At 67.5% G+C, this 20,349-nt stretch carries 19 protein-coding genes; 10 read left to right on the top strand and 9 right to left on the bottom strand.

Annotated elements, in window-relative coordinates:
* A complete protein-coding gene (locus ACFWFP_RS04195; RefSeq protein WP_379293042.1) occupies positions 1-411 on the bottom strand; it encodes a hypothetical protein in 411 nt (136 codons plus the stop codon).
* A 181-nt stretch (positions 412-592) separates the two neighbouring features.
* Here ACFWFP_RS04195 and ACFWFP_RS04200 point away from each other — a divergent pair, with 181 nt between their 5' ends.
* From ACFWFP_RS04200 to ACFWFP_RS04210, 3 genes are read left to right on the top strand one after another with little or no spacing between them, the layout of a single operon-like run.
* The gene (locus ACFWFP_RS04200) at positions 593-1,525 is read left to right on the top strand and encodes a PDR/VanB family oxidoreductase (protein WP_379293043.1); all 933 of its coding nucleotides are present in this window, start codon (positions 593-595) and stop codon (positions 1,523-1,525) included.
* 13 nt (positions 1,526-1,538) lie between these two features.
* Positions 1,539-2,741 (top strand): FAD-dependent oxidoreductase, encoded by a 1,203-nt coding sequence (locus tag ACFWFP_RS04205; RefSeq protein WP_379293044.1) that lies wholly within the window; start codon positions 1,539-1,541, stop codon positions 2,739-2,741.
* Positions 2,738-4,249 carry a class I adenylate-forming enzyme family protein gene (locus ACFWFP_RS04210; RefSeq protein WP_379293045.1) on the top strand — a complete coding sequence of 504 codons (1,512 nt, stop codon included), beginning with the start codon at positions 2,738-2,740 and terminating at the stop codon, positions 4,247-4,249. Before ACFWFP_RS04205 ends, ACFWFP_RS04210 begins: the two co-directional genes overlap by 4 nt.
* On the opposite strand, the gene ACFWFP_RS04215 is transcribed toward ACFWFP_RS04210, so the two are convergent.
* From ACFWFP_RS04215 to ACFWFP_RS04245, 7 genes are read right to left on the bottom strand one after another with little or no spacing between them, the layout of a single operon-like run.
* A complete protein-coding gene (locus tag ACFWFP_RS04215) occupies positions 4,227-4,937 on the bottom strand; it encodes a 5'/3'-nucleotidase SurE (RefSeq protein ID WP_379293047.1) in 711 nt (236 codons plus the stop codon). The two genes, ACFWFP_RS04210 and ACFWFP_RS04215, sit on opposite strands and share 23 nt — an antisense overlap.
* A complete protein-coding gene (locus ACFWFP_RS04220) occupies positions 4,912-6,093 on the bottom strand; it encodes an ABC transporter ATP-binding protein (protein WP_379293048.1) in 1,182 nt (393 codons plus the stop codon). Before ACFWFP_RS04220 ends, ACFWFP_RS04215 begins: the two co-directional genes overlap by 26 nt.
* 5 nt (positions 6,094-6,098) lie before the next feature.
* Positions 6,099-6,914, bottom strand: coding sequence for a carbohydrate ABC transporter permease (locus ACFWFP_RS04225; protein ID WP_379293049.1), 816 nt, complete (start codon positions 6,912-6,914; stop codon positions 6,099-6,101).
* The gene (locus ACFWFP_RS04230) at positions 6,901-7,827 is read right to left on the bottom strand and encodes a carbohydrate ABC transporter permease (RefSeq protein WP_379293050.1); all 927 of its coding nucleotides are present in this window, start codon (positions 7,825-7,827) and stop codon (positions 6,901-6,903) included. Before ACFWFP_RS04230 ends, ACFWFP_RS04225 begins: the two co-directional genes overlap by 14 nt.
* Positions 7,824-8,810 carry a sugar phosphate isomerase/epimerase family protein gene (locus ACFWFP_RS04235; RefSeq protein ID WP_379293051.1) on the bottom strand — a complete coding sequence of 329 codons (987 nt, stop codon included), beginning with the start codon at positions 8,808-8,810 and terminating at the stop codon, positions 7,824-7,826. The genes ACFWFP_RS04230 and ACFWFP_RS04235 overlap by 4 nt, the downstream gene beginning before the upstream one ends.
* Before the next feature lie 47 nt (positions 8,811-8,857).
* On the bottom strand, positions 8,858-10,150 hold the full coding sequence (locus ACFWFP_RS04240; protein ID WP_379293052.1) for an ABC transporter substrate-binding protein: 1,293 nt from the start codon (positions 10,148-10,150) through the stop codon (positions 8,858-8,860).
* A 37-nt stretch (positions 10,151-10,187) separates the two neighbouring features.
* The gene (locus ACFWFP_RS04245) at positions 10,188-11,411 is read right to left on the bottom strand and encodes a cytochrome P450 (RefSeq protein WP_379293053.1); all 1,224 of its coding nucleotides are present in this window, start codon (positions 11,409-11,411) and stop codon (positions 10,188-10,190) included.
* A gap of 372 nt (positions 11,412-11,783) precedes the next feature.
* Between ACFWFP_RS04245 and ACFWFP_RS04250 the strand changes: the two genes are divergently transcribed.
* From ACFWFP_RS04250 to ACFWFP_RS04270, 5 genes are all read left to right on the top strand, one after another.
* Positions 11,784-12,722, top strand: a complete 939-nt coding sequence (locus ACFWFP_RS04250) for a LysR family transcriptional regulator (protein ID WP_379293054.1) — start codon at positions 11,784-11,786, stop codon at positions 12,720-12,722.
* Positions 12,723-12,791: 69 nt separating this feature from the next.
* Positions 12,792-13,313, top strand: coding sequence for a DUF4442 domain-containing protein (locus ACFWFP_RS04255; protein ID WP_379293055.1), 522 nt, complete (start codon positions 12,792-12,794; stop codon positions 13,311-13,313).
* Positions 13,313-14,191, top strand: coding sequence for an alpha/beta fold hydrolase (locus ACFWFP_RS04260; protein ID WP_379293056.1), 879 nt, complete (start codon positions 13,313-13,315; stop codon positions 14,189-14,191). The genes ACFWFP_RS04255 and ACFWFP_RS04260 overlap by 1 nt, the downstream gene beginning before the upstream one ends.
* Before the next feature lie 214 nt (positions 14,192-14,405).
* Complete coding sequence (locus tag ACFWFP_RS04265; protein WP_379293058.1) at positions 14,406-15,986, top strand: PfaD family polyunsaturated fatty acid/polyketide biosynthesis protein; 1,581 nt, start codon at positions 14,406-14,408, stop codon at positions 15,984-15,986.
* Positions 15,983-17,803 (top strand): AMP-dependent synthetase/ligase, encoded by a 1,821-nt coding sequence (locus ACFWFP_RS04270; protein WP_379293059.1) that lies wholly within the window; start codon positions 15,983-15,985, stop codon positions 17,801-17,803. Before ACFWFP_RS04265 ends, ACFWFP_RS04270 begins: the two co-directional genes overlap by 4 nt.
* Here the strand turns inward: ACFWFP_RS04270 and ACFWFP_RS04275 are convergent.
* Entirely contained in the window at positions 17,800-18,330 is a 531-nt protein-coding gene (locus ACFWFP_RS04275; protein WP_379293060.1) for a PaaI family thioesterase, read from the bottom strand. The genes ACFWFP_RS04270 and ACFWFP_RS04275 overlap by 4 nt on opposite strands.
* Positions 18,331-18,544: 214 nt before the next feature.
* Between ACFWFP_RS04275 and ACFWFP_RS04280 the strand changes: the two genes are divergently transcribed.
* The gene (locus ACFWFP_RS04280; RefSeq protein WP_379293061.1) at positions 18,545-19,747 is read left to right on the top strand and encodes an NAD(P)/FAD-dependent oxidoreductase; all 1,203 of its coding nucleotides are present in this window, start codon (positions 18,545-18,547) and stop codon (positions 19,745-19,747) included.
* Entirely contained in the window at positions 19,734-20,345 is a 612-nt protein-coding gene (locus ACFWFP_RS04285) for a GDSL-type esterase/lipase family protein (protein ID WP_379293062.1), read from the top strand. Before ACFWFP_RS04280 ends, ACFWFP_RS04285 begins: the two co-directional genes overlap by 14 nt.
* Positions 20,346-20,349: the final 4 nt, after the last annotated feature.

Below are 20,349 nucleotides of genomic sequence, written 5' to 3' on the forward strand. Positions count from 1 at the left end.
CTATCGGGCGCGCCGCGCCCGTACCCACGGCGACACGAACAGGAACGAGCCGGACAGGAACAGGCCCGCGAGGGGGATCAGCGGGAGGTAGGACACCCAGACGATCGGTTCCGGTTGTGCCAGCGCGATCACGGTGGCGACAACGGTGACGACGAACAGCACCGCAGACCAGCGGTGCACCTGGCGGACGCGACCGGCACCGGCGCCGAACGCTGACGACGGTCGTGGGCCGCGCAGGAGCCGGACGAACATCAGCGCACCGGACAGGAACAGCCCGGCGAGCGGAATCAGTGGCAGGTAGACCACCCATTCCGGGCCGCTGAGCGACAACCCGATCACCGTGATCACCACGGCCGCGAGGAAGGCGACGGCGAGACCGCGGTGAGTTCGCCGAACCCAGGTGATGTTCATCGCAAAACCCTTTCGTCGATCCGTGGAAAACAATGCTGACACAGCGCCGACCTGGAAACTTCTCGATTCCTGACCGTTTCTTCCCGCTCGCTACCGATAGCCGATCGACCCCATTTCAATCCGGCAATTCGTTGAAAGTATCAATCCGCGCGGGCCGCCGAACCCCTGCGAGACTCGTCGTGTGATCAGCGCGATTGTGCGAATTCGGTCCATCACCTACGAATCAGAGGGCGTGCTGTCCTTTGTGCTCACCGACCCCGGCGGCGCGCCACTGCCGCCGTGGGCACCGGGTGCGCACGTGGATGTCGTCCTGCCCGACGGCGTCGTTCGCCAATACTCGCTGTGTGGCGATCCCGCGAATCGCGACAGTTATCGCATCGCGGTGCTGCGCGAGGAGCAGGGCCGTGGCGGGTCGGCGTCGATGCACGAGAAAATGCGGCCGGGCTCACTGTTGGAGATCCGGGAGCCACGCAACAATTTCCCGCTCACGCAGGCGGCGAGCTACCTTCTGATCGCCGGCGGCATCGGGATCACCCCGCTGTTGCCGATGATCCGTGAACTCGAACAGCGCGGCGCCGACTGGCAATTGCACTACGGCGGCCGCACCGGCGCGCGGATGGCGTTCGCCGAGGAACTGTCCGCCTACGGTGCGCGGGTACATCGCTACGCGCAGGACGAAGTCGGGCTGATGCCACTGGCCGAGATTCTCGAGCCGGTGGCCTCGGGCACGCTCGTGTACTGCTGTGGCCCCGAGCCGTTGCTGGCCGCGGTCGAGCAGCACTGTGTCGCGGATGCCTTGCGGGTCGAGCGTTTTCATCCCAAGGAGATCGCGGCGACCGGACCCGATCGGCCGACGACGGTCGTGCTCAACCGCTCCGGACGGACCATCGAAGTTCCGGCCGGGTCCTCGGTCCTCGACGCGCTCGAACGGGCCGGTGCCGACGTGTTGTGGTCGTGCCGCGAAGGAACGTGCGCGACCTGCGAGACCACGGTGCTCGAAGGCGACGTCGAGCACCGCGATTCGGTACTCACCCCGGCCGAACAAGAGTCGGGCAAAACCATGATGATCTGCGTTTCCCGAGCGCGCACGGACCGTCTCGTGCTCGATGCCTGAAAGGTCGAAGACTGTGCACGATGTCATTGTTGTCGGCGCGCGTTGCGCCGGTGCCACGGTCGCGATGCTGCTCGCGCGGCGTGGCTACCGGGTGCTCTGCGTCGACCAGGCGCTGTTTCCCAAGGATGCCGTCTCGACCCACATGCTGCGGCAGAGTGGGCTCGCGCGGTTGCGGGATTGGGGTCTGCTGGATCGGCTGACAGCCACCGGTTGCACGCCCATCCACTCGATCACCATGTCGTACGCCGACGCCCACTTCTCCGGCTTCTCCGACCCGATCGACGGCATCGCCGAGACCTACGCGCCGCGGCGCATCGTGCTCGACAAATTGTTGCAGGACGCCGCCCGCGAGGCAGGCGTCGATCTGCGTGAAGGCGTCACCGTGACAGATCTGGTGCGCGACGGGGAGTTCGTCACCGGCATCGTCGGCCGCGACCGCGACGGCGAACCGGTGACCGAACACGCCCGCCTCGTCATCGGCGCCGATGGGTACGCGTCCACTGTCGCCCAGCTCACGGGGGCCCAGAAATACGACGTGATCCCGGGGGAGACCTTCACCGCCTACTCGTACTGGTCCGGCCTGACTATGCAGAGCCAGTTGCGGATCGGCGACAAGCAGGCGGTCGGCGGCTGGCCGACCAACGACGGCAAGACGCTGATCTGGTGTGTGCAATACGTCGACCGGTTCGCGCCGTTCCGCACCGATGTCGAGCGCAACTTCTCGCTGGCGTTCAAGGAAACCGCGCCCGACCTCGCCGAACTACTCGACACCGGCGAACGTGACGAACGGTTCTACATCGCCCGCTACCCGGAGAATTTCTATCGCCAATCGCACGGCCCCGGGTGGGCGCTGGTCGGTGACGCCGGTTATCACAAGGACCCCTTCACCGGCCTCGGGATCAGCGACGCGTTCACCTACGCCGATCTGCTCGCCGAGCGGGTGCACGAGGGATTGTCGGCGGCGCGGCCACTCGACGAAGCGCTCGCCGACTATCAGGCGCAGCGGGACCGGTCGAGCAAGCCGATGTACCGGTTCACCTGTGAGTCCTCGCGACTGGTGTTGCCGGACAAGCACGTCGAGGTGATGCGCGCGTTGCCGAGCAGTGCCAAGCACACACAGCAGTGGTTCCGGATGATGGCGGGCGGGCTCAGCGGCCGGGAGTTCTTCGCCGAGGACAACCTCGCCGCGCTGCTGAACCCGCAGGGTGCGCGATGACTGTGCAGCCGTTCGACACCGCCGGGATCGTGCGCGACGAGCACGGTGTCGCGCACTACGAAGGCCTGCCCGATTCCCTGGTGGCGATGCTGCGCCACACCGTGAAGACGTGGCCCGAGCAGGAAGCCGTTGTCGAGGTCGGTGGCGAGCGACTCTCCTACCGGCAGCTGTGGGACCGGGCCGCCGAGGTCTCGGGTGGGCTGCGGGAAAGCGGAATTCAGCCGGGTGACCGGGTCGCCGTGCTGCTGAACGCCGGAACCGAGTGGGTGGTCGGCTTTCTCGGAATCGTGCTCGCGGGCGCGGTCGCCGTGCCGGTCAACACGCGGTTCGCCGACCCCGAAATCGACTATGTCCTGACCGATTCCGACGCCGCGTTCAGCCTGCGACCGAATGAAGCACTGCCGCAGGGTGATCCCTACGTCTACGAGGGCGCGGGCCCCACGGATCTGGCCGCGATCTTCTACACCAGTGGGACGACCGGACGACCCAAGGGTGCGATGACCACCCATCGCAACCTGCTGTCCACCGTGGAGAACGTGCGCAGGCTGGCCCACATCGGCGCCGACGAAGGCCCGGCCCTGCGCAACCTGGTGTCGGTGCCGCTGTTCCACGTCACCGCCTGCAACAGCCAGCTGATTCCCCAGCTGGCCATCGGCGGGAGCACGATCATCCTGCCGCAGTTCAAGATTCAGGATTTCCTGCGGGCGATCGTCGATGAGCGGATCACCTCGCTCACCAACACTCCCGCCATCTACTTCCTGGCTTTTCGGCAGCCGAACTTCGCCGACTTCGATCTGAGTGCGGTGAACCGGGTCGCCTACGGTGGCGCGCCGGTCGCGCCCGCGCTGGTCGCCGAGATCGACCGGCACTTCCCGAACGCACGGCTGGCCAACGGGTTCGGGCTCACCGAGACCTCGTCCATCGCGACCTACCTGCCGCACGAATGGGCCACCGAACACGCGGAATCGGTGGGGTTCGCCGCGCCGATCATCGACCTGGCCGTGCACGCGCCCGATCCCGTCAGCGGTGTCGGCGAACTGCTCGTCCGCGGCGCCACTGTCGTCGCCGGATACTGGAACAACCCCGCCGCCACCGCCGCGACCTTCGTCGACGGCTGGCTGCACACCGGCGACCTCGCCCGCATCGACGAGCGAGGACTGGTGTCGATCGCCGATCGAGCCAAGGACATGATCAACCGCGGTGGCGAGAACGTGTACTGCGTCGAGGTCGAGAACGCCCTCGCCGGCGCACCGGGTATCGGTGAATCCGCGGTGGTCGGGGTGCCCGACGACATGATGGGCGAGAAGGTCGGCGCGGTGGTGGTGCCGCTCGCGGGTGTCGAGTTCGACGAGTCCGCCGTGCTCGGCTACCTGAGCGAGCGGCTCGCCGATTTCAAAGTCCCCCAGTACTTCTCGGTGCGCACGGCGCCGTTGCCGCGCAACCCCGGCGGGAAGGTCGTCAAGACCGCGTTGCGGTCCGAACCGTTCAAGCCCGCCGGACGAGGGTGATGCTGGTTCGCCGCTGCTCGGCGAAGGCGTGGATGTCGTCGTCGGGCGCCAGGTCCTCGGCACGGTAACCGATCGTGCTGAGGATCGCGCCCGTGCCGACGTCGAAGACATCGGTGTAGTACCGCGCGCGGCTGACCCGGGTGTAGACCGGATCTGAGCCCCGGTCGATGCCGGAGAAGTTGACGTTCGCGGTGAACCAGCCCGCCCGCGCCGCCAGCAGCGTGGTGAGTGTCGCAGCACTCGCCCCGGCGACCCAGCTCCAGTCCCAATCGTGCGGCGCGTCCCACGGTCCACCGAATTCGCGCGAGAGCGCGATGCCGGGCACACCGCGTGCTCCCGCCTCCTGAACCGCGCCATAGGTGCCGCTGACATTCAGGGTGGCGCCGATGTTCTCGCCCGCGTTCACGCCGCTCAGGCACAGATCCACCGGCGCGAGGACCCCGGAGGTCAGCGCGAACACCACGCAGGCCGCCGGGGTCGATCCCACGTGAATCGTGGGAATTCCGGCGGTCGGGGCCGCCCACTCCCACGCCACCGCGACGCCGCTGCGCCGGGACTGGCTCGCGCCCGACATCGGCCCGCTCGGTGCTACCACCGTCGCGTCGATGCCGAGCGCCCGCACGGCTTGCGCCAACGCCAGCAGCCCCGGCGCGCGATATCCGTCATCGTTGGTGATCAGCAGGTGCATCGAAAGCCGTAACGCGAGAGCCGGTCTCAGGGTCGAACACATGCAGCCGATCGGCCGGGACGAACACCTGGATCCGCGCGCCGATCTCGGGAGCCGGATCGTTCGCGGGCAGTGTCACGGCCCAGCGACCCGATTCGCCGGTGCACTGCGCGATCTTGGAGTCGCCGGTGAACTCGACCAGCTCCACCACACCGTGCACGAGCAAACCGGGCCCGTCGTGGTCGCGGAGCGTGCCGTCGCCGGGCCGCCAGCCCAGTTTCAGTTCGGCGGGTATGCCGGGGACGGCCTGGGGGAGCAGCACTTCCAGTCCGCGCCCGGTCATCTCGTCCCCGGTCTCGTTCATGGTCACGGTCGCCAGGTTCATCGGCGGGCTGCCCAGGAACGTCGCGACGAACAGGTCGACCGGCCGCCGGTACACCTGCGCCGGACTACCCACCTGCAACACCCGCGAATCGTTCATCACCACCAGGTGGGTGGCCATCGACAACGCCTCGAGCTGGTCGTGGGTGACCAGCACGACGGTATTGCCGAGCTCGCGATGCAGTCGCACCAGTTCCACCCGAGCCTGCTGACGCAACTGCGCATCGAGGGCGGACAGCGGCTCGTCGAGCAGCAGCACCTTGGGCTGGCGAACGATCGCCCTGGCCAGCCCGACGCGCTGACGTTGACCACCCGAGAGCTGAGCGGGCTTGCGGTGGCGCAGTTCGCTCAGCCCGAGGCTGTCGCACGCACCGGCCACCCGTCGTTCGATCTCGGCGCTGTCCAGCCCGGACTTGCGGTTGTGCTTGCCTTCCAGGCGCAGGCCGAAGGAGATATTGCGCTCGACGGTCATGTGCGGGTACAGCGCGAAGTCCTGGAACACCATCGAGACTCCGCGTCGTCCCGGCGCCACCTCGGTGACGTCGGCGCCCTCGATGAGCACCCGCCCCGAGGTGGGGGTGATCAGGCCGGACACCACGCCGAGCGCGGTCGATTTGCCGCAACCGGACGGGCCGACCAGCACGGTCAGCGATTGTCCGGGTACGTGCAGCAGGTCGACGTCGAGAGCCGGGCGGTCCTCGCCGTATTGCTTGGTGATGCTGTCGAGCACCACGCCGGCCGAGAGATCGAGCTCGGTGGTCAGCACCGGGGGCTCGCTCACACTGAGACTGGTCATGTCGATTACCGAACCCCTGAATGAAGGAAGGCGTCCGCGATCCGTCGCGACGCCAGGACATAGATCACGACGACCGGCAGCGAGGCCAGCATCGCCGCGGCGAGCATCGGCCCGTACTCCGCGCTCTCCGGGCCGAGGAACAGCGCCAGACCCGGCTGGATGGTGGTGTCTTCGGGATCGGGCATCACCAGCAGCGGCCACAGGAACTCGTTCCACGTACTGATGAACAGCAGGATCGCCACCGCGCCCAGTGCCGGGCGCATCACGCCGAGAACCACGTGCCGCAAGATCTCCCACGACGTAGCGCCCTCGAGCACGGCGGCGCCGATCAGCGATTGCGGCACCGAGCGAATGTGGTCGCGCAGCAACAGCACCGCGAGCGCGCTGACGCCGAGCTGCGGGATGATCACCCCGATCGTGTGCCCCTGCCAGCCCAGTTTCGCGGTCATCAGGAACTGCGGGATGATCAGCGCCTGCGGCGGGATCAGCAGCGAAATGCCCACGGCCGCGAGGACGAAACCACGCCCGCGCGCCTTGTCGAACCGCACCAGCGCGTAGGCGGCGGGCAGGGCGACGAGTATGGTCGCGATGGTGACGCCCGCGGCCATCACGAAGGTGTTCCACAGCAGCCTGCCGATCGGGAACTTGCCCACGGCCATCTCGTAGTTCTCCAAGCTCGCCGGAAGCGGGATCGGATTCAGATCGAAGATGGTCGACACCGGTTTGAACGAGGTGGCCAAGGCCATCGCCACCGGGAACAGCATCAGCACAATGGCTGTGATCAGTAGCAGGTGTCTGCCGATCGCGTCACCGCGTCGCACGGAATCTCCTCGAGAGCAGGGTGTGAACGGTCAGGAGCAGCCCGAACGCGAGCGCGATGACGATGGCCGCCGCCGAGGCGGTGCCCGCGTCGAAAAAGGTGAAACCGTAGGTGTAGAGCCGGTAGTAGACGTTGTCGGTGGCATTGCTCGGTCCGCCGCGGGTGAGCACCCCGATATTGGTGAACAGCCACGGCCACACCACCACCATCGACAGCAGTCCGAGCAGAATGATCGGGCGTCGCAGCTGGGGCAGGATGATCGAGCGGGTGATCTCGCCCTCGGTGGCGTCGTCCAGGCGCGCCGCGTCGACGGTGCGGCGATCCAGGTTCGCCAGTGCCGCACCGAAGAGCAAGGTGTTGAGCGCCACTACTTTCGGGGCTGTCACCACCACGACGGTCGGGAGCGCGGTCGCGGGGTCACCGAGCCAGTTGATCGGTTCCACCCCGGCGAACCCCAGTACCTGATTGAGGGTTCCGTACAGCGGGTCCAGGATGAACTGCCACGACAGCGCGTTGGCGACCGGCGCGAGCACGACCGGCATGAACAGCAGCATCCGGTAGAACTCGCTCATCCGGCCCGGGCGCTTCCACAGCGCGATGGCCAGCGCGCACGGCACCACCGTCGCGAACGGCAGCACGAACAGCGCGTACTTCAGCGTGTTCCAGGCCGCGTTGCCGAATTCCGGCTCGGTGAGAAGGGTTTCGTAGTTCTTCAGACCGTTGAACGCGATGTCGGGCGACACCAGGTTCCAGTCGAGGAAGCTGAGTACCGCGGTGAACAGCAGCGGACCGTAGACCCACACGGTGATCGCGAGCATGGTCGGCGAGAAGTACAGCCAGGCGAGCCCGGTCGCGGCGGGGCGCTCGACCACGCGCGCCTTCGGCGTTACCTCGGGGTCCTTGGTGAGCGTCATGAACGGGCTCGCGCATCGAGCATCCGCCGGGTGGTGTCCAGGGCTTCCGCGTGGTGGCGGGCGTGGCGCATCTCGATGATGATCGCCGGGTCGTGCGGGAAGGGCGTCGCCAGCACCTCGTCCAGCGGGATCGTGCCCCAGCCGGGCGGCAGGTGCAGATCGCCCTCACCGAGGAGTTCGAGTTCGTACGGGTTCGCGTCGGGCTGGCGAGGCATCCGGCCGAAATTGTCGTGCAGGTGAATGTGGCCGACAACCGGGGCGACCTCGCGGATCGCGGCCAGGAAGTCGTAGTTCAGGTAGCCGGCCGACAAGTACGCGTGGCCGACGTCGAGGCACATCGTCACCGCGGGGTGATCGATCTGCTGCACCTGCTCGGCGACCATATCCAGCCGCATCCCGTAGGAACGGCGGGTGAGTACCGCGGGGCCGGGCGCCCGGTTCTCGATCGCGATCGTGACCCCGCGCGCGCCGGATTCGTCGGCGAGCTCACGCAACATCGTGCGCTCGGTCGCCATGCCCTCGGCCAGTGCCGCACCGTCGCTGTAGAGACTCGGCAGCACTCCGGCGTGGTAGACCAGCACCTCGGCGCCGATCACGGCGGCGATCTCCAGATCCGCCAGCAGACCGAGTTGCTGTGCGGACGCGGACCCGGTGTCGAGCAGATTGCCGGTGCGACCGGACGAATGCCACGAACTGTGCAGAGTGAGCCGGACTCGGCAATCGGCCAGCGCGTCGCGCAGCGCCGCCAGCCGGGAGCGCTGCACCTGTCCGCCGATCACCACCCCGAGGCCGCAGCCACCGAGTTCGGCGTAGCCGAATCCGGCGGTCGCGGCCTCATCGAGGAATTCGCGCATCTCCTCGAAATCGGAGCGTAGGAGCTGCTTTCCCGACCAGGGATTGACCGTCAGGCCGATCTTGTTCGGGATCGCGCCACCGTCGGTCGAACCGTTCGGTGGCGTGTGTGCGAATACCTGGTGTGACAACGGTGTCTCTCTTCGAGGGGGTGGTGGTCAGCGGATGGTGCGCGAACTCAGTTGAGTCCGCGGATCTTCGCGGCGGCGGCGCGCAGAGTCGCCGTCGGGTCGGCGCCGCGCAGGACGATCGGTTCGACGGCATCGTCTTGGAGAATGACGACGCCCTGGTTGGACTGCTTGCCGGGGAAGGCGGTGTAGGGAACCAGATCGGCCATCTGCTTGACGGCCGAGCCGAGCCGCGGATCGGCCGAGGACTCCGCCGCGGTCCGCAGCGGCAGGTACCCCATCTGCGAGGCGATGAGCTTGAAGCTCTCGTCATTGGTCATGTACTGCACGAACTTCCACGCCGCCTTCGCCTTGGCCGCGTCCTTGGCCACGACCGTCAGGCCGGAGCCGGAGAAGGTGGGGCGGGCGGGCAGATTGTCGAAGGCGGGCAGCGGCGCCACCTGCAGGGCGAACTTGCCCTTGGCCGCTGCGTCGAGGGTCAGCAGACCGCCACCGGTGGTGACCAGCATGCCGAGCTTGCCCGAGTTGAAAGCGCTTTGCGCGGAGGCGAAGTCGACGGCGGGCTGCACACCGGACTTGGTCAGATCCTGGATGGTCGACAGCGCGGTGATCACCGGGGCCGAGTCGACGGTGACTTCACCGCTGCTCGACACCAGCGCGCCACCGGCGCTGTTGACCAGGGACTGGGTCAGGTAGTCGGACTTGCCCGGGTCGACGGCCGAGACGTACACGCCCTGGGCCTCGGTCTTGTCCTTGATCGCCTGCGCGGCCTGCTTGAGCTGGGCCATCGTCTTCGGCGGCTGGGCCGGATCCAGTCCGGCGGCGGTGAACAGGTCGGCGTTGTAGAACACCACGGGGGTGGCCATCATGAACGGCATCGCGACCGGCTTCTTGGCACCGGCCACCGGGGTCGCCTTCAGCACCGACGGCACGAAGCCCGCCATGTGCTTGTTCCACTCGTCGGTCCCGGCGACCTCTTCGAGTGAGCGCAGCGGCAAGGTCTGCGACGCCTGCGCGACCTTGCTCCAGCCGATCTGCGCGACGTCGGGCGGGTTACCCGCCACCACTTCGCTCTGGAGCTTGGTGAGCGCGTCGGCCGTCGGGACCGACTGCGGCTTGACGGTGATCTTCGGGTTGGCGGTCTGGAAGTCGTTGATCAACTTCTCGATGCCCTTGCCCAGCGGGTTGGTCTGTCCGTAGGTGTAGGACAGGAAGGTGATGGTCACCGGGTCGTCGGCCGCGACCGGGGCCGAGCTGTTCTGGCCGCAGGCTGCGAGCAGCGTGGTGACCGCGACGAGCACGATCCCCCATCCGGCCTTACGGCCGTGGTGGTGCGAGTTCATAACAGGCTTTCTGTGGAGGGGGTGGTCGAATCGGAGATCAACGGAGACGAACTCCGCCGTGCGTGACGGTCAAAGCGTCGATGCCACGCAGGTTCACATTGGGCCGGTAGCGCAACGAGCCCGGGACGAGCACCGGGTCGATCACCCGGCCGGCGAAGGCGGACAGCGCCGCGGCGCCCTCGGCCCGGCCCAGCGCCGCGGCGAGGCAGAAGTGCGCCCCGGCCGAGAAGGCGAGGTGGTCGGCCGCGCCGCGGGCGACCAGGAAACGGTCGGCGTCGGGGTAGTGCTCGGGATCACGGTTGGCCGAGGCGAGCAGCACCAGCATCGCGGTGCCGGGGCTGATCGCGGTGCCGCTCACCTGCATGTCACGGGTGGCGATCCGCATGACGAACTGGATCGGCGCGTCGTAGCGCAGCGCCTCGTCGGCGGCGCTGATCCCCAATTCGGGGTCGGCGGCGAGGATCTCGCGCTGGTCCGGGTTCTGCAGCAGCGCGAGCACGCCGTTGGCGATGAGGTTGGCGGTGGTCTCGTGACCGGCGACCATCAGCAGCACACAGGTGGCGAGCAGTTCGCCCTCGCTGAGCACCTCGCCTTCCTCCTCGACCTCGATGAGCCGCGAGAGCAGGTCGTCGCCGAGGTTGCCGCGCCTGCGGGCGATCAGGTTGACCAGGTAGTTCATCAGCTCGTTGCGCGCGCCCTCGGCATCGTCGAGGTCGTCGTTGTGGACGACGAGGTTGAAGTCCAGGACACGGCCCAACCGGCGGGCGGCGGGTTCGAAGTCGCCGAACTCCTCGACGGGGATGCCGAGCAGGGCGCACATGATCCGCACCGGCAGGGGCAGCGCGAATTCGGAGATCACGTCGAATTCGCTCTTACTCGCGATGTTTTCGACGAGTTCGTCCACGATCGAGTGGATCTGCGGCTGCGAAGCCCGAATAACCCTGGGGGTGAAGGCTTTCGACACGAGCCGGCGAATGCGGGTGTGGCTGGGCGGGTCGAGGAACAGCAGGGACTCCGGGCGCTCCGGGTGATCCTTGCCGAGCCGGGAAAGCTTGGGGTCGTTGCGCACCGACGGGTCGCGCAGCACCTGCTGGCAATCGGCGTAGTTGGCGATGATCACGAGGTCGCCGCCTTTGGTGACCAACGGGGACTTCGTGCGCAGGGCGCGGTGGACGGGATACGGATCGGGTCGGGTATCGGGAGCGAACAGTTCGGCCAGTGTCGACTCGGCGTCGTGCTGGCTGGCAACCGTGGTCGTCATATTCTGGGCTCCTTCGAAATCGGCGTCGAAATTACTTCGCCTGCACCGGATAAAAGTGTTCCACTCCGGTGTCCGGGGCGACAACGTGGAACGCATTATGGATCAATTGCGGTACGAAATGGATCGCCCTGTCAAGACGGGGATCATCGGGTTTTTCCGAGTCAGCGATTCGAGTGCCGAATCGACCGTGTTCACGCTGTTGCCCGCGGCGCCGGTCACCGCGAGGCGGGGTGGACACGCCGCAGGGGCGGCAGGAATTCGGTCGCTGCTCATCTGAGCTTCACGGGCCCGTTCCCCGATGACGTGCGGTGCCGCTATACAAGGTGCATATCTCGGACGAGTCACGTACCTGATCACGCGAGGGCGCGCACTATGGAGACACGGCATATCGAGGCATTTCTTGCCATCGCTGACGAACTGCACTTCGGAAGGGCGGCCGCCAGGCTCCATCTCACGCAACCGTCACTCAGCCAGCAACTCAAGCGCCTGGAACGCCATCTCGGCGTCGAACTGGTGTCGCGGACGTCGCGGGTGGTGCAGCTGACCCCCGCGGGGGAGGCGTTCCGCGCCGACGCGCGACGGATTCTCGGGGAGGTGCACTCGGCGACCAACACCGTCCGTGACATCGCGGCCGGGCGGATGGGCAAGATCAACATCGGGTTCAACGGCCGCGCCGGGCAGCTCATCATGCCCAGGTCACTGGCCCAATTGCACGCGCACTATCCCAACATCACCACCAAGCTCAGCTCGGGTCGGTCCGGGCCGCAGCTCACCGCTCTCACGCGCGGGGAGCTCGATGTCGGGCTGCTCTACGGCGGCGCGTCCAACGGTGGAGCGGTGCTGTCGCGGTGTCTGCTGCAGATGCGCATCGGCGCGCTGGTCGGGCAGGGGCACCGATGGGCCGACCGGTCCTCGATCTCGATCCGCGAACTGGCCGAAACGCCGTGCGTGCTGTTCAACCGCGAGGTGAGCCCGGCGATGTACGACGCCATCATGACCGCGGGCGAGCGGGCGGGCGCGTTCCCGAAGGTCGCCGAGTACATGAACGACTCGGTGGCCACCGAGATCACCGTGGCGGCCCGCCGGTATGTGGGGTTCGCGTCGTTCATCAGCATGGACGAGCCGCGGCCGATGGGTTTGAAGGTGGTTCCCCTCGTCGATCCGGAACCGGTGGTGGAATTACAGGTCGCCTGGCGCGTCGACAGTCCCAACGAAGTGGTGCAGGTATTCCTGGACAGCCTCGATTCGACGAGGAATTTCCTGCAATCCACTATCCGCGGCAAGGTGTACGGAGAACCGCTGGCTAGTTGATTGCCATTCGGTCGATTGAGATCGGCAATGGAAATCCGAATCGATGGGTGCGGATGGTGCAATTAATACATGGCACCTGAACTGAAAACATCGGCCACCCTCGGTTCGGTATTCGAGGCGATCGATCCGGATAACCCCGACTTCTTGCATCTGCAGCGAATTGTGAGCAAGTTGGTCCCCTTCGGCACCCATGCGGGTACCGAGATCGCCGAAATCGGTCCGCACCGCGCGATCGTGGAAATTCCCGACGAGCCCTACATCCTCAACCATCTGCGTACCGTGCACGCGGGTGCGCAATTCCTGGCCGCCGATATCGCCGGCGCGTGCGCGTTCGTGGGCGCGCTGGCGTCGCGGCTGTCGGCCATCGACACCTTGGTGCTGCGTGACGCGCGGCTGTCGTTCCGCAAGCCCGCCCTCGGCCGGATCCGGGCGATCGGGGTCATCGACCCGAGCGATGTCGCGACGGTGCTGGCGGCCAAGGGTGGCCAGCGGCTGGATGTGGACGCGCGGGCGCTGATGTACGACACCGCGGGTGTGCTGGTCGGCAAGGTCGCGCTCGACTACGTCTGCACGCTGGCCGCGGAGGCGTGATGAGCGAGCAACAGACCCCGATCGCCGGGCTGGAATCGACCACCGTCGCCACCCCCGACGGCGCCGCCCTGGCGGTGCGCCTGCTGCCGCAAGCGGATCCGGCCGCACCGGTGGTGCTGATCCTGCCCGCCATGGCCATCAAGGCCAAGTACTACTTGCCGCTGGTCACGGCCTTGCACGCGGCCGGACTCACGGCCGCCGTGCTCGATCTGCGCGCGCAGGGCGACAGTAAGCCCGCACTGGGGGAAGGTCCCGGGTTCGGCTATCGCGAGCTGATCGAGGTCGACCTGCCCGCCGTGGCCGACGCACTGCGCGAGCGGTTCCCGCAGGCGCCGCTGCACCTGTTCGGGCACAGCCTCGGCGGACAGCTCGCGCTGCTGTTCGCGGCGGCCGAACCGGATCGGGTGGCGAGCATCACGACGATCGGCACCGGCTCGGTGTACTGGTGGTCGTTCGAACTGCGCAGGCGCCTCGAGGTGCTGGCGCGTGGCCTGTCGGTCGGCGCGGTCACCCGGCTGCGCGGCCGGTGGACCGGCGGTGGCGGGATCGGGCCGATGACCGCGGGCGTGATGATCGACTGGGCCCGTCACCTGCGCACCGGCAACTACCGCCCCAGCGGGAGCACCCGCGACTACGACCGGTTGCTGCGCGAATTCACGCTGCCGGTGCTGCTCATCTCGCTCGACGGCGACCCGCTGGGCCCCGAGTCCACGGTGCGGTTCCTGAGCAAGCGGATGGGCGCGGCGGATCAGCATCGCTGGCACATCGACCGGGCCTCGGGCTTCACCCACATCGGCCATGCGTCGTGGGTGAAGGACAGCGAACTGGTCGCGCCCGCGGTCGCGGCGTGGGTTGCCGAAGGCCGACCGCCCCAGTAGCGAAAGCCGATCCACTCGGCGTCGACGACCGATGTCCTCGGTAGCGCGGGCCGATCGCTCAGCGATGGTCGGCCGGCTCGGTGGCGACGGCTGACCGCCTCGCCGCAGGACGGCCGACCACCGCGGGCGCCGATGTGCGTCGTTCGCGGCGCGACCGTTCGTGGCACCTCTCGATAGCGACCTCTGCCCTCGGGCTCTCAGAAGGATTGGCACAGTGACGACTTCTATTGCACCCTCGGCGCTCGCCAGGGACGACAACTCCATCTACCGTGCGCTGTCGGAATTGGACAAGCCGGTGTTCGTGGTCCGTGACGATCGCGGTGTCGCGGTGACCACCGATGCCGGCACCGCTCGCGGTGCGCAAGTGCTGGCAGCGGCTCCCGCGCTGCGGCCGGAAACGCTGGGCAACACCGAGTTCCGGCAGACCCACGGCGTGAACTTCGCCTACCACGCCGGTGCGATGGCCAACGGGATCGCCTCGGCCCCGATGGTGGTCGCGATGGCGCGCGCCGGTTTGCTCGCCTCGTTCGGCGCGGCCGGTGTGCTGCCCGCCCGGATCGACGAGGACCTGGCCACGATCGGGCGCGAAGCGCCGGGAAAACCCTTCGCCTGCAACCTAATTCACAGTCCCAGTGAGAACGCGCTGGAGCGGGCGATCGTCGACGCGTGCCTGCGCCACGAGGTGCGCTGTGTCGAGGCGTCGGCCTTTCTCGACCTGACCCCCCAGGTGGTGCGTTACCGGCTGGCGGGTCTGCACCGTGACCCGAACGGTCAGGTGGTCGCCCGAAACCGGGTGATCGCCAAGGTATCTCGTGCCGAGGTCGCCGAACTGTTTTTGCGCCCGGCGCCGGAGCACCTGGTGCGCGGCTTGCTCGACGCGGGGGAGATCACCGCCGAGCAGGCGCAGTTGGCGTCGTCGGTCCCGATGGCCGACGACATCACCGGCGAGGCGGACTCCGGTGGCCACACCGACCGCCGCCCGCTCGTGGTGTTGCTGCCGTCGCTGCTGGCGGTGCGCGAACGGATCCAGCGCGAATACGGTTTCGCCCAGCGGGTCCGGGTCGGCGCGGCCGGTGGCATCGGCACCCCGGCCGCCGCCGCGGCGGCCTTCGCGATGGGCGCCTCCTACGTGGTCACCGGGTCGGTCAACCAGGCCACTGTCGAAGCGGCGCAGTCCGAGACGGCGAAGCGGCTGCTGGCCGCGGCGGGCGTCGCCGACACCACCATGGCGCCCTCGTCGGACATGTTCGAACTCGGCGTCGACGTGCAGGTGCTGCAACGCGGCACGATGTTCGCGAGCCGGGCACGACGGCTGTACGACACCTATCGACGCTACGACGGCATCGAGGCGATTCCCGCCGCCGAACGCGCCGAGATCGAACAGCGGATCCTGGCCCGCTCGTTCGACGAGGTGTGGAACGACTGCCTGGTCTACTTCCGCGAGCGCGACCCCGAGCAGATCGCGCGCGCCGAGGGGAATCCGAAACGCCGGATGGCACTGATCTTCCGGTGGTACCTGGGCCGGTCGTCCGGTTGGAGCACGGCCGCGACGCCCGAGCGCACCCTCGACTATCAGATCTGGTGCGGGCCCGCGATGGGCGCGTTCAACGACTGGGTCGCCGGCACCTACCTGGCCGCCCCGGCGCACCGCCACGTCGCTGAGGTCGGGCTGCAGATCATGCACGGTGCGGCGTTCGCCACCCGCGTGAGTCAGTTGCGCGCGGCGGGGGTTCGGCTGCCGGGCCGCTGCTCGACCTACGTTCCGGCCCCGCTGACCAGCATCGAGTCACGATGAGTAGCGCCGTGCACGAAGACAGCGCCGTGCAGGCGAGCAGCGCTGTGCAGGGGCCACGGGTCGTGCAGGAATACAGCGTCGCGCCACTGGTCACCATGGCCGATGACGACAACTTGGCCAACGTGGTGTTCCGCAAGGCCGCGGCTGATCCGTCGGCCGTTGTGTTCAGCCGCAAAACGGCCGAGGGCTGGCTCGACGTCGACTACGACGAGTTCGCGCGGCTCGTCCTCGGACTCGCGAAAGGTTTGCTGGCCAACGGGATCGGCGTCGGCGATCGGGTGCTGATCCTCGGCGGGACCAGTTTCGAATGGTCGGCGGCGGACTTCGCCGTGCTGAGCGTGGGCGCGCTGGCAGTACCGGTGTATCCCACGTCGTCGGCCGAGCAGATCCAGCACATCGTGGCCGATGCCCGCCCCAGCGCGTGTTTCGTGGAGACGACCGAACAGTGCGAGCTGATCGGCTCGGCCGCGGGGCAGGACCTGCGCGGCCGGGCCTGGCTGCTCGGTTCGTCGTTGCCTGCGCTGATCGAGCAGGGCGAACCGATCACCGACGCCGAGGCGGACGAGCGTCGGCTGGCGGTACGCGCCGACGAGGTCGCGACGATCGTCTACACCAGCGGCACGACGGGCGTGCCCAAGGGCTGCCTGCTGACGCACCGCAATATCTTCGCCGCCGCGGCCAACGTGGTCGAGCTACTCGACACCGTGTTCCACCGCACCCCCACCGATCCCGCGTCGACACTGCTGTTCCTCCCGCTCGCGCACGTGTACGGGCGGGTCGTGCAGTTCGGCTGTGTATTGGCCGGGGTCCGCACGGGATTGGTCGCCACTCCCGCGCAACTGCCCGCCGAGCTGCCGATCTTTCGGCCGACATTCCTGATCGGCGTCCCGTACGTCCTGGAGAAGATCCGCAAGGCGGCGCGCCAGGCGCTCGGCAGCGCTCGGTACGACGCCGCGGAGGCGGCGGCGATCGCTGTCGGTCACGCGCGCAGGCGCGGTGAGCAGCCTCCGGCGAGCGCGGTGATCGACGCGGAGATCGGCAAGCAGTGGCGGGGCATGCTCGGCGGGCGGCTCGAGCACATGGTCGCGGGCGGCGCGTCGCTGGAACCATCGACGGCGGACTTCTTCACCGGGATCGGCGTGGAGATCATCGGCGCGTACGGCCTGACCGAAGCGTCGTCGACGGTCAGTATGAGTGCGCCACACGCCAATCGGGCAGGCGCGGTCGGCCGACCGGTGCCCGGCACGACCGTCGCGATCGCCGACGACGGCGAGATCCTGGTCCGTGGCCCGCAGGTCTTCCCGGGATACTGGCCCGATGGCGGCCACGCGGCCGAGAGCTGGCTGGCCACCGGTGATCTCGGCCGACTCGACGAGGACGGATTCCTGTTCATCACCGGCCGGCGCAAGGAGATCATCGTCACCAGCGGCGGCAAGAACGTGGCGCCCGCGCCGCTCGAAGACCGGGTTCGCCTGCACGCCCTGGTGAGCAACTGCATGCTCGTCGGGGAAGGCCGACCGTATGTGACCGCGTTGATCACCGTCGATCCGGTGGTGCTGGCTCGCTGGGCCGCGGAGCACGGCGTCGATGTGTCCGGCGGGGTCCCGACCGAGGACACCCGGTTGCTCGCCGAGATCTCCGCCGGTGTCGAGGCGGCGAACCGGCTCGTCTCGCGGGCGGAGTCGATTCGCCGGTTCGCCGTTCTCGCGGAGGACTTCTCGATGGAGAAGGGTCAGCTGACGGCGTCGTTGCGGCTGCGCCGCGCGGCGATCGAAGCCGATTTCGGCGCCGTGATCACCACGCTGTATCCGGACTAGGCCGCGCCCAGCCAGCAGAAGTACTCGAGATCCACCTTCGCGAGCAGGGCGCCGCTGTCATCGTGCAGCAGCGCCTTGCCGGTGATGTCGAACTGCTCCTCGGTCCTGCGCCCGACCACGTCGGCCAGGATCGGGGAGCTCACCGTGCCACTGGCGCGGATGCGGCCGCGGGCAGGCCGGAAGAAGGTGGCCTTGGTGCCGCGCAGCACGAAGGTCCGCACGTGCAGGATGCGCGGCGCGATGATCCCGGAAAACGCACCGGCACAGGCGACTTCGGCGGCGAGGAACAGCGCGCCCGCGTGCACCGTACCCAGGTGATTGCTCATCGCCGGTGCCTCGGGGATCTCGGCCACCGCCGAGCCGGGGCCCAGCTCGGTCATGCGCACGCCTACCAGATTCACGAACGGGACGAGCGTGTCGACGGTCTTGCGGATCTGTTCGTAGTCCGGCGTCGCGGCACCGGTCATATTCGTCAGCCGAGCCTGTGCTGCGGCGATTCCGGGGGCCGGTTCATTTCCAGTTGGCATGCCCCAATTAGCCCATATCGAACCGTTTTCCGTGATGAACGGAAGTTGAATTCAACTATTCATCCGAGCTGCCGGATCGCTAATACTCGAAATCATTGTTCTGGAACATCTATTCATGTAATCCGATTGGAAATCGGTACGCGGATCGAGCGGTTCGACTCCGTAAAATCGCATCCGGGGCCATAAGCGTTTCATTTACTGAGGAGTCACCCTGATGTATGACGCGATTGTTGTCGGCGCGCGGTGCGCGGGTTCACCGGTTGCCATGTTGCTGGCGAGGCAGGGGCATCGAGTCCTGGTGGTCGACCGTGCCACGTTCCCGAGCGACACCATCTCGACGCACTACATTCAGCAGCGCGGGCTGGCCCGGCTGGCCCAGTGGGGCCTGCTCGACAAGCTGATCGCCACCGGTGTGCCGGCGATCAAGCGCATGACGGTGTCCTACCTCGACATCGTCATCGCGGGGTTCGCCGATCCCATCCAGGGCATCGACGCCACCTACGCGCCGCGGCGCACCGAACTCGACGCGATCCTGGTCGAGGGTGCCAGGGAGGCCGGCGCCGAGGTGCGTACCGGGTACACCGTGAGCGAGCTGATCATCGAAGACGGCGTGGTCGTCGGTATTCGCGGCTCGGTAGCCGGTGGTGAGATCGCCGAGGAGCGGGCCCGCATCGTGATCGGTGCCGACGGCACCAACTCGTTCGTCGCCAACGCTGTCGGCGCCGAGACCTACACGAAGGTCGCGGCCGAGTGCTTCATCTACTACAGCTACTTCAGCGGCCTGTCGGTGTCGGAGTTCCACAGCCGGATCGGCGACAAGCAGCAGATCGGCATCTGGCCGACCCACAACGACCAGACCCTCGTGGCGGTCATGCGCAAGATCGACACCTACGCTGATTTCCGTGCCGATGTCGAGGCCAACTTCGTGAAGGTCGCGCGCGAGATCCTGCCCGAGTTCGCCGAGGAACTGGTCACCAAGGGCAAGCGCGAGGAGCGTTTCACCCCGATGCGGTACCCGGACAACTACCGCCGCCAGTCGCACGGCGAAGGCTGGGCGCTGGTCGGGGACGCGGGGTACCACAAGGACCCGTTCACCGGGCTCGGCATCTCCGACGCGTTCGACTACGCGGCGCTGCTGGCCGAGCGGGTGCACGAGGGTCTGAGCGATCAGCGACCGATGGCCGAGGCGCTCGCCGATTACCAGCGCGAGCGTGACGAGAAATCGCAGTCGAGTTTCGAGTTCACCTGCACGATTTCCACGCTGGAACTGACGCCGCAATTGCTGGCCGTTTTCCGTGCGCTGGAAAATAACGAAGAATATGCCACGGACTTCTACGCGATGGTCGGCGGCGGAATGACCGGCGAGGAATTCTTCGCGCCGGAACGCATCGCGAAATTGCTCGGTGCCAACGTATGAGCTGATGGTGCTCGGCGACAGTTTCGCGGAGGGGCGCGGCGGTTCGGTCAACGCCGACGGCTCCTTCGCGGGATTTGTCGCGCGCGTCGAGCACCTGCTCGGAATTTCCGGCGCGATACTGAACCTCGGCTCCTACGGGGCCACCACCCAGGAGGTCGTCGATCGGCAACTGCCGGTCGCCCTGGCCGCCGATGCTGCGCTGATCGGCGTGATCGTGGGCGGAAACGACCTGGTCACCGACTACGACCCGGATCGCTTCCGCCGCAACCTGCGTCATATCTACGCCGGGCTGGCGCGCCCGGATCGGCTGGTGTTCACCACGAACTGGCCGAATATCCCGGACCGCCTGCCCGGTCTGCCCGAATCCGTGCGCGCAGTGTTGCGGTCGCGATTCGCGCAAGCCAACGACTATCTCGACGACCTCGTCCACGAGTTCGATCTCGTGCGACTCGATTTGGTGAACGCACCCATCACCGCGGACCCGGTCATGTGGTCCCCGGACGGCATGCATCCGAGTCCGGCGGGCCATCAGCTCATCGGTACGGCGATGGCCGACCTCATCGACGAGGTCCGGACTGTGCGAGTTTCGCAACTCTGAGCAG

The organism is Nocardia sp. NPDC060249 (genome assembly GCF_042728755.1).
In the GTDB taxonomy this organism is placed as follows: domain Bacteria; phylum Actinomycetota; class Actinomycetes; order Mycobacteriales; family Mycobacteriaceae; genus Nocardia.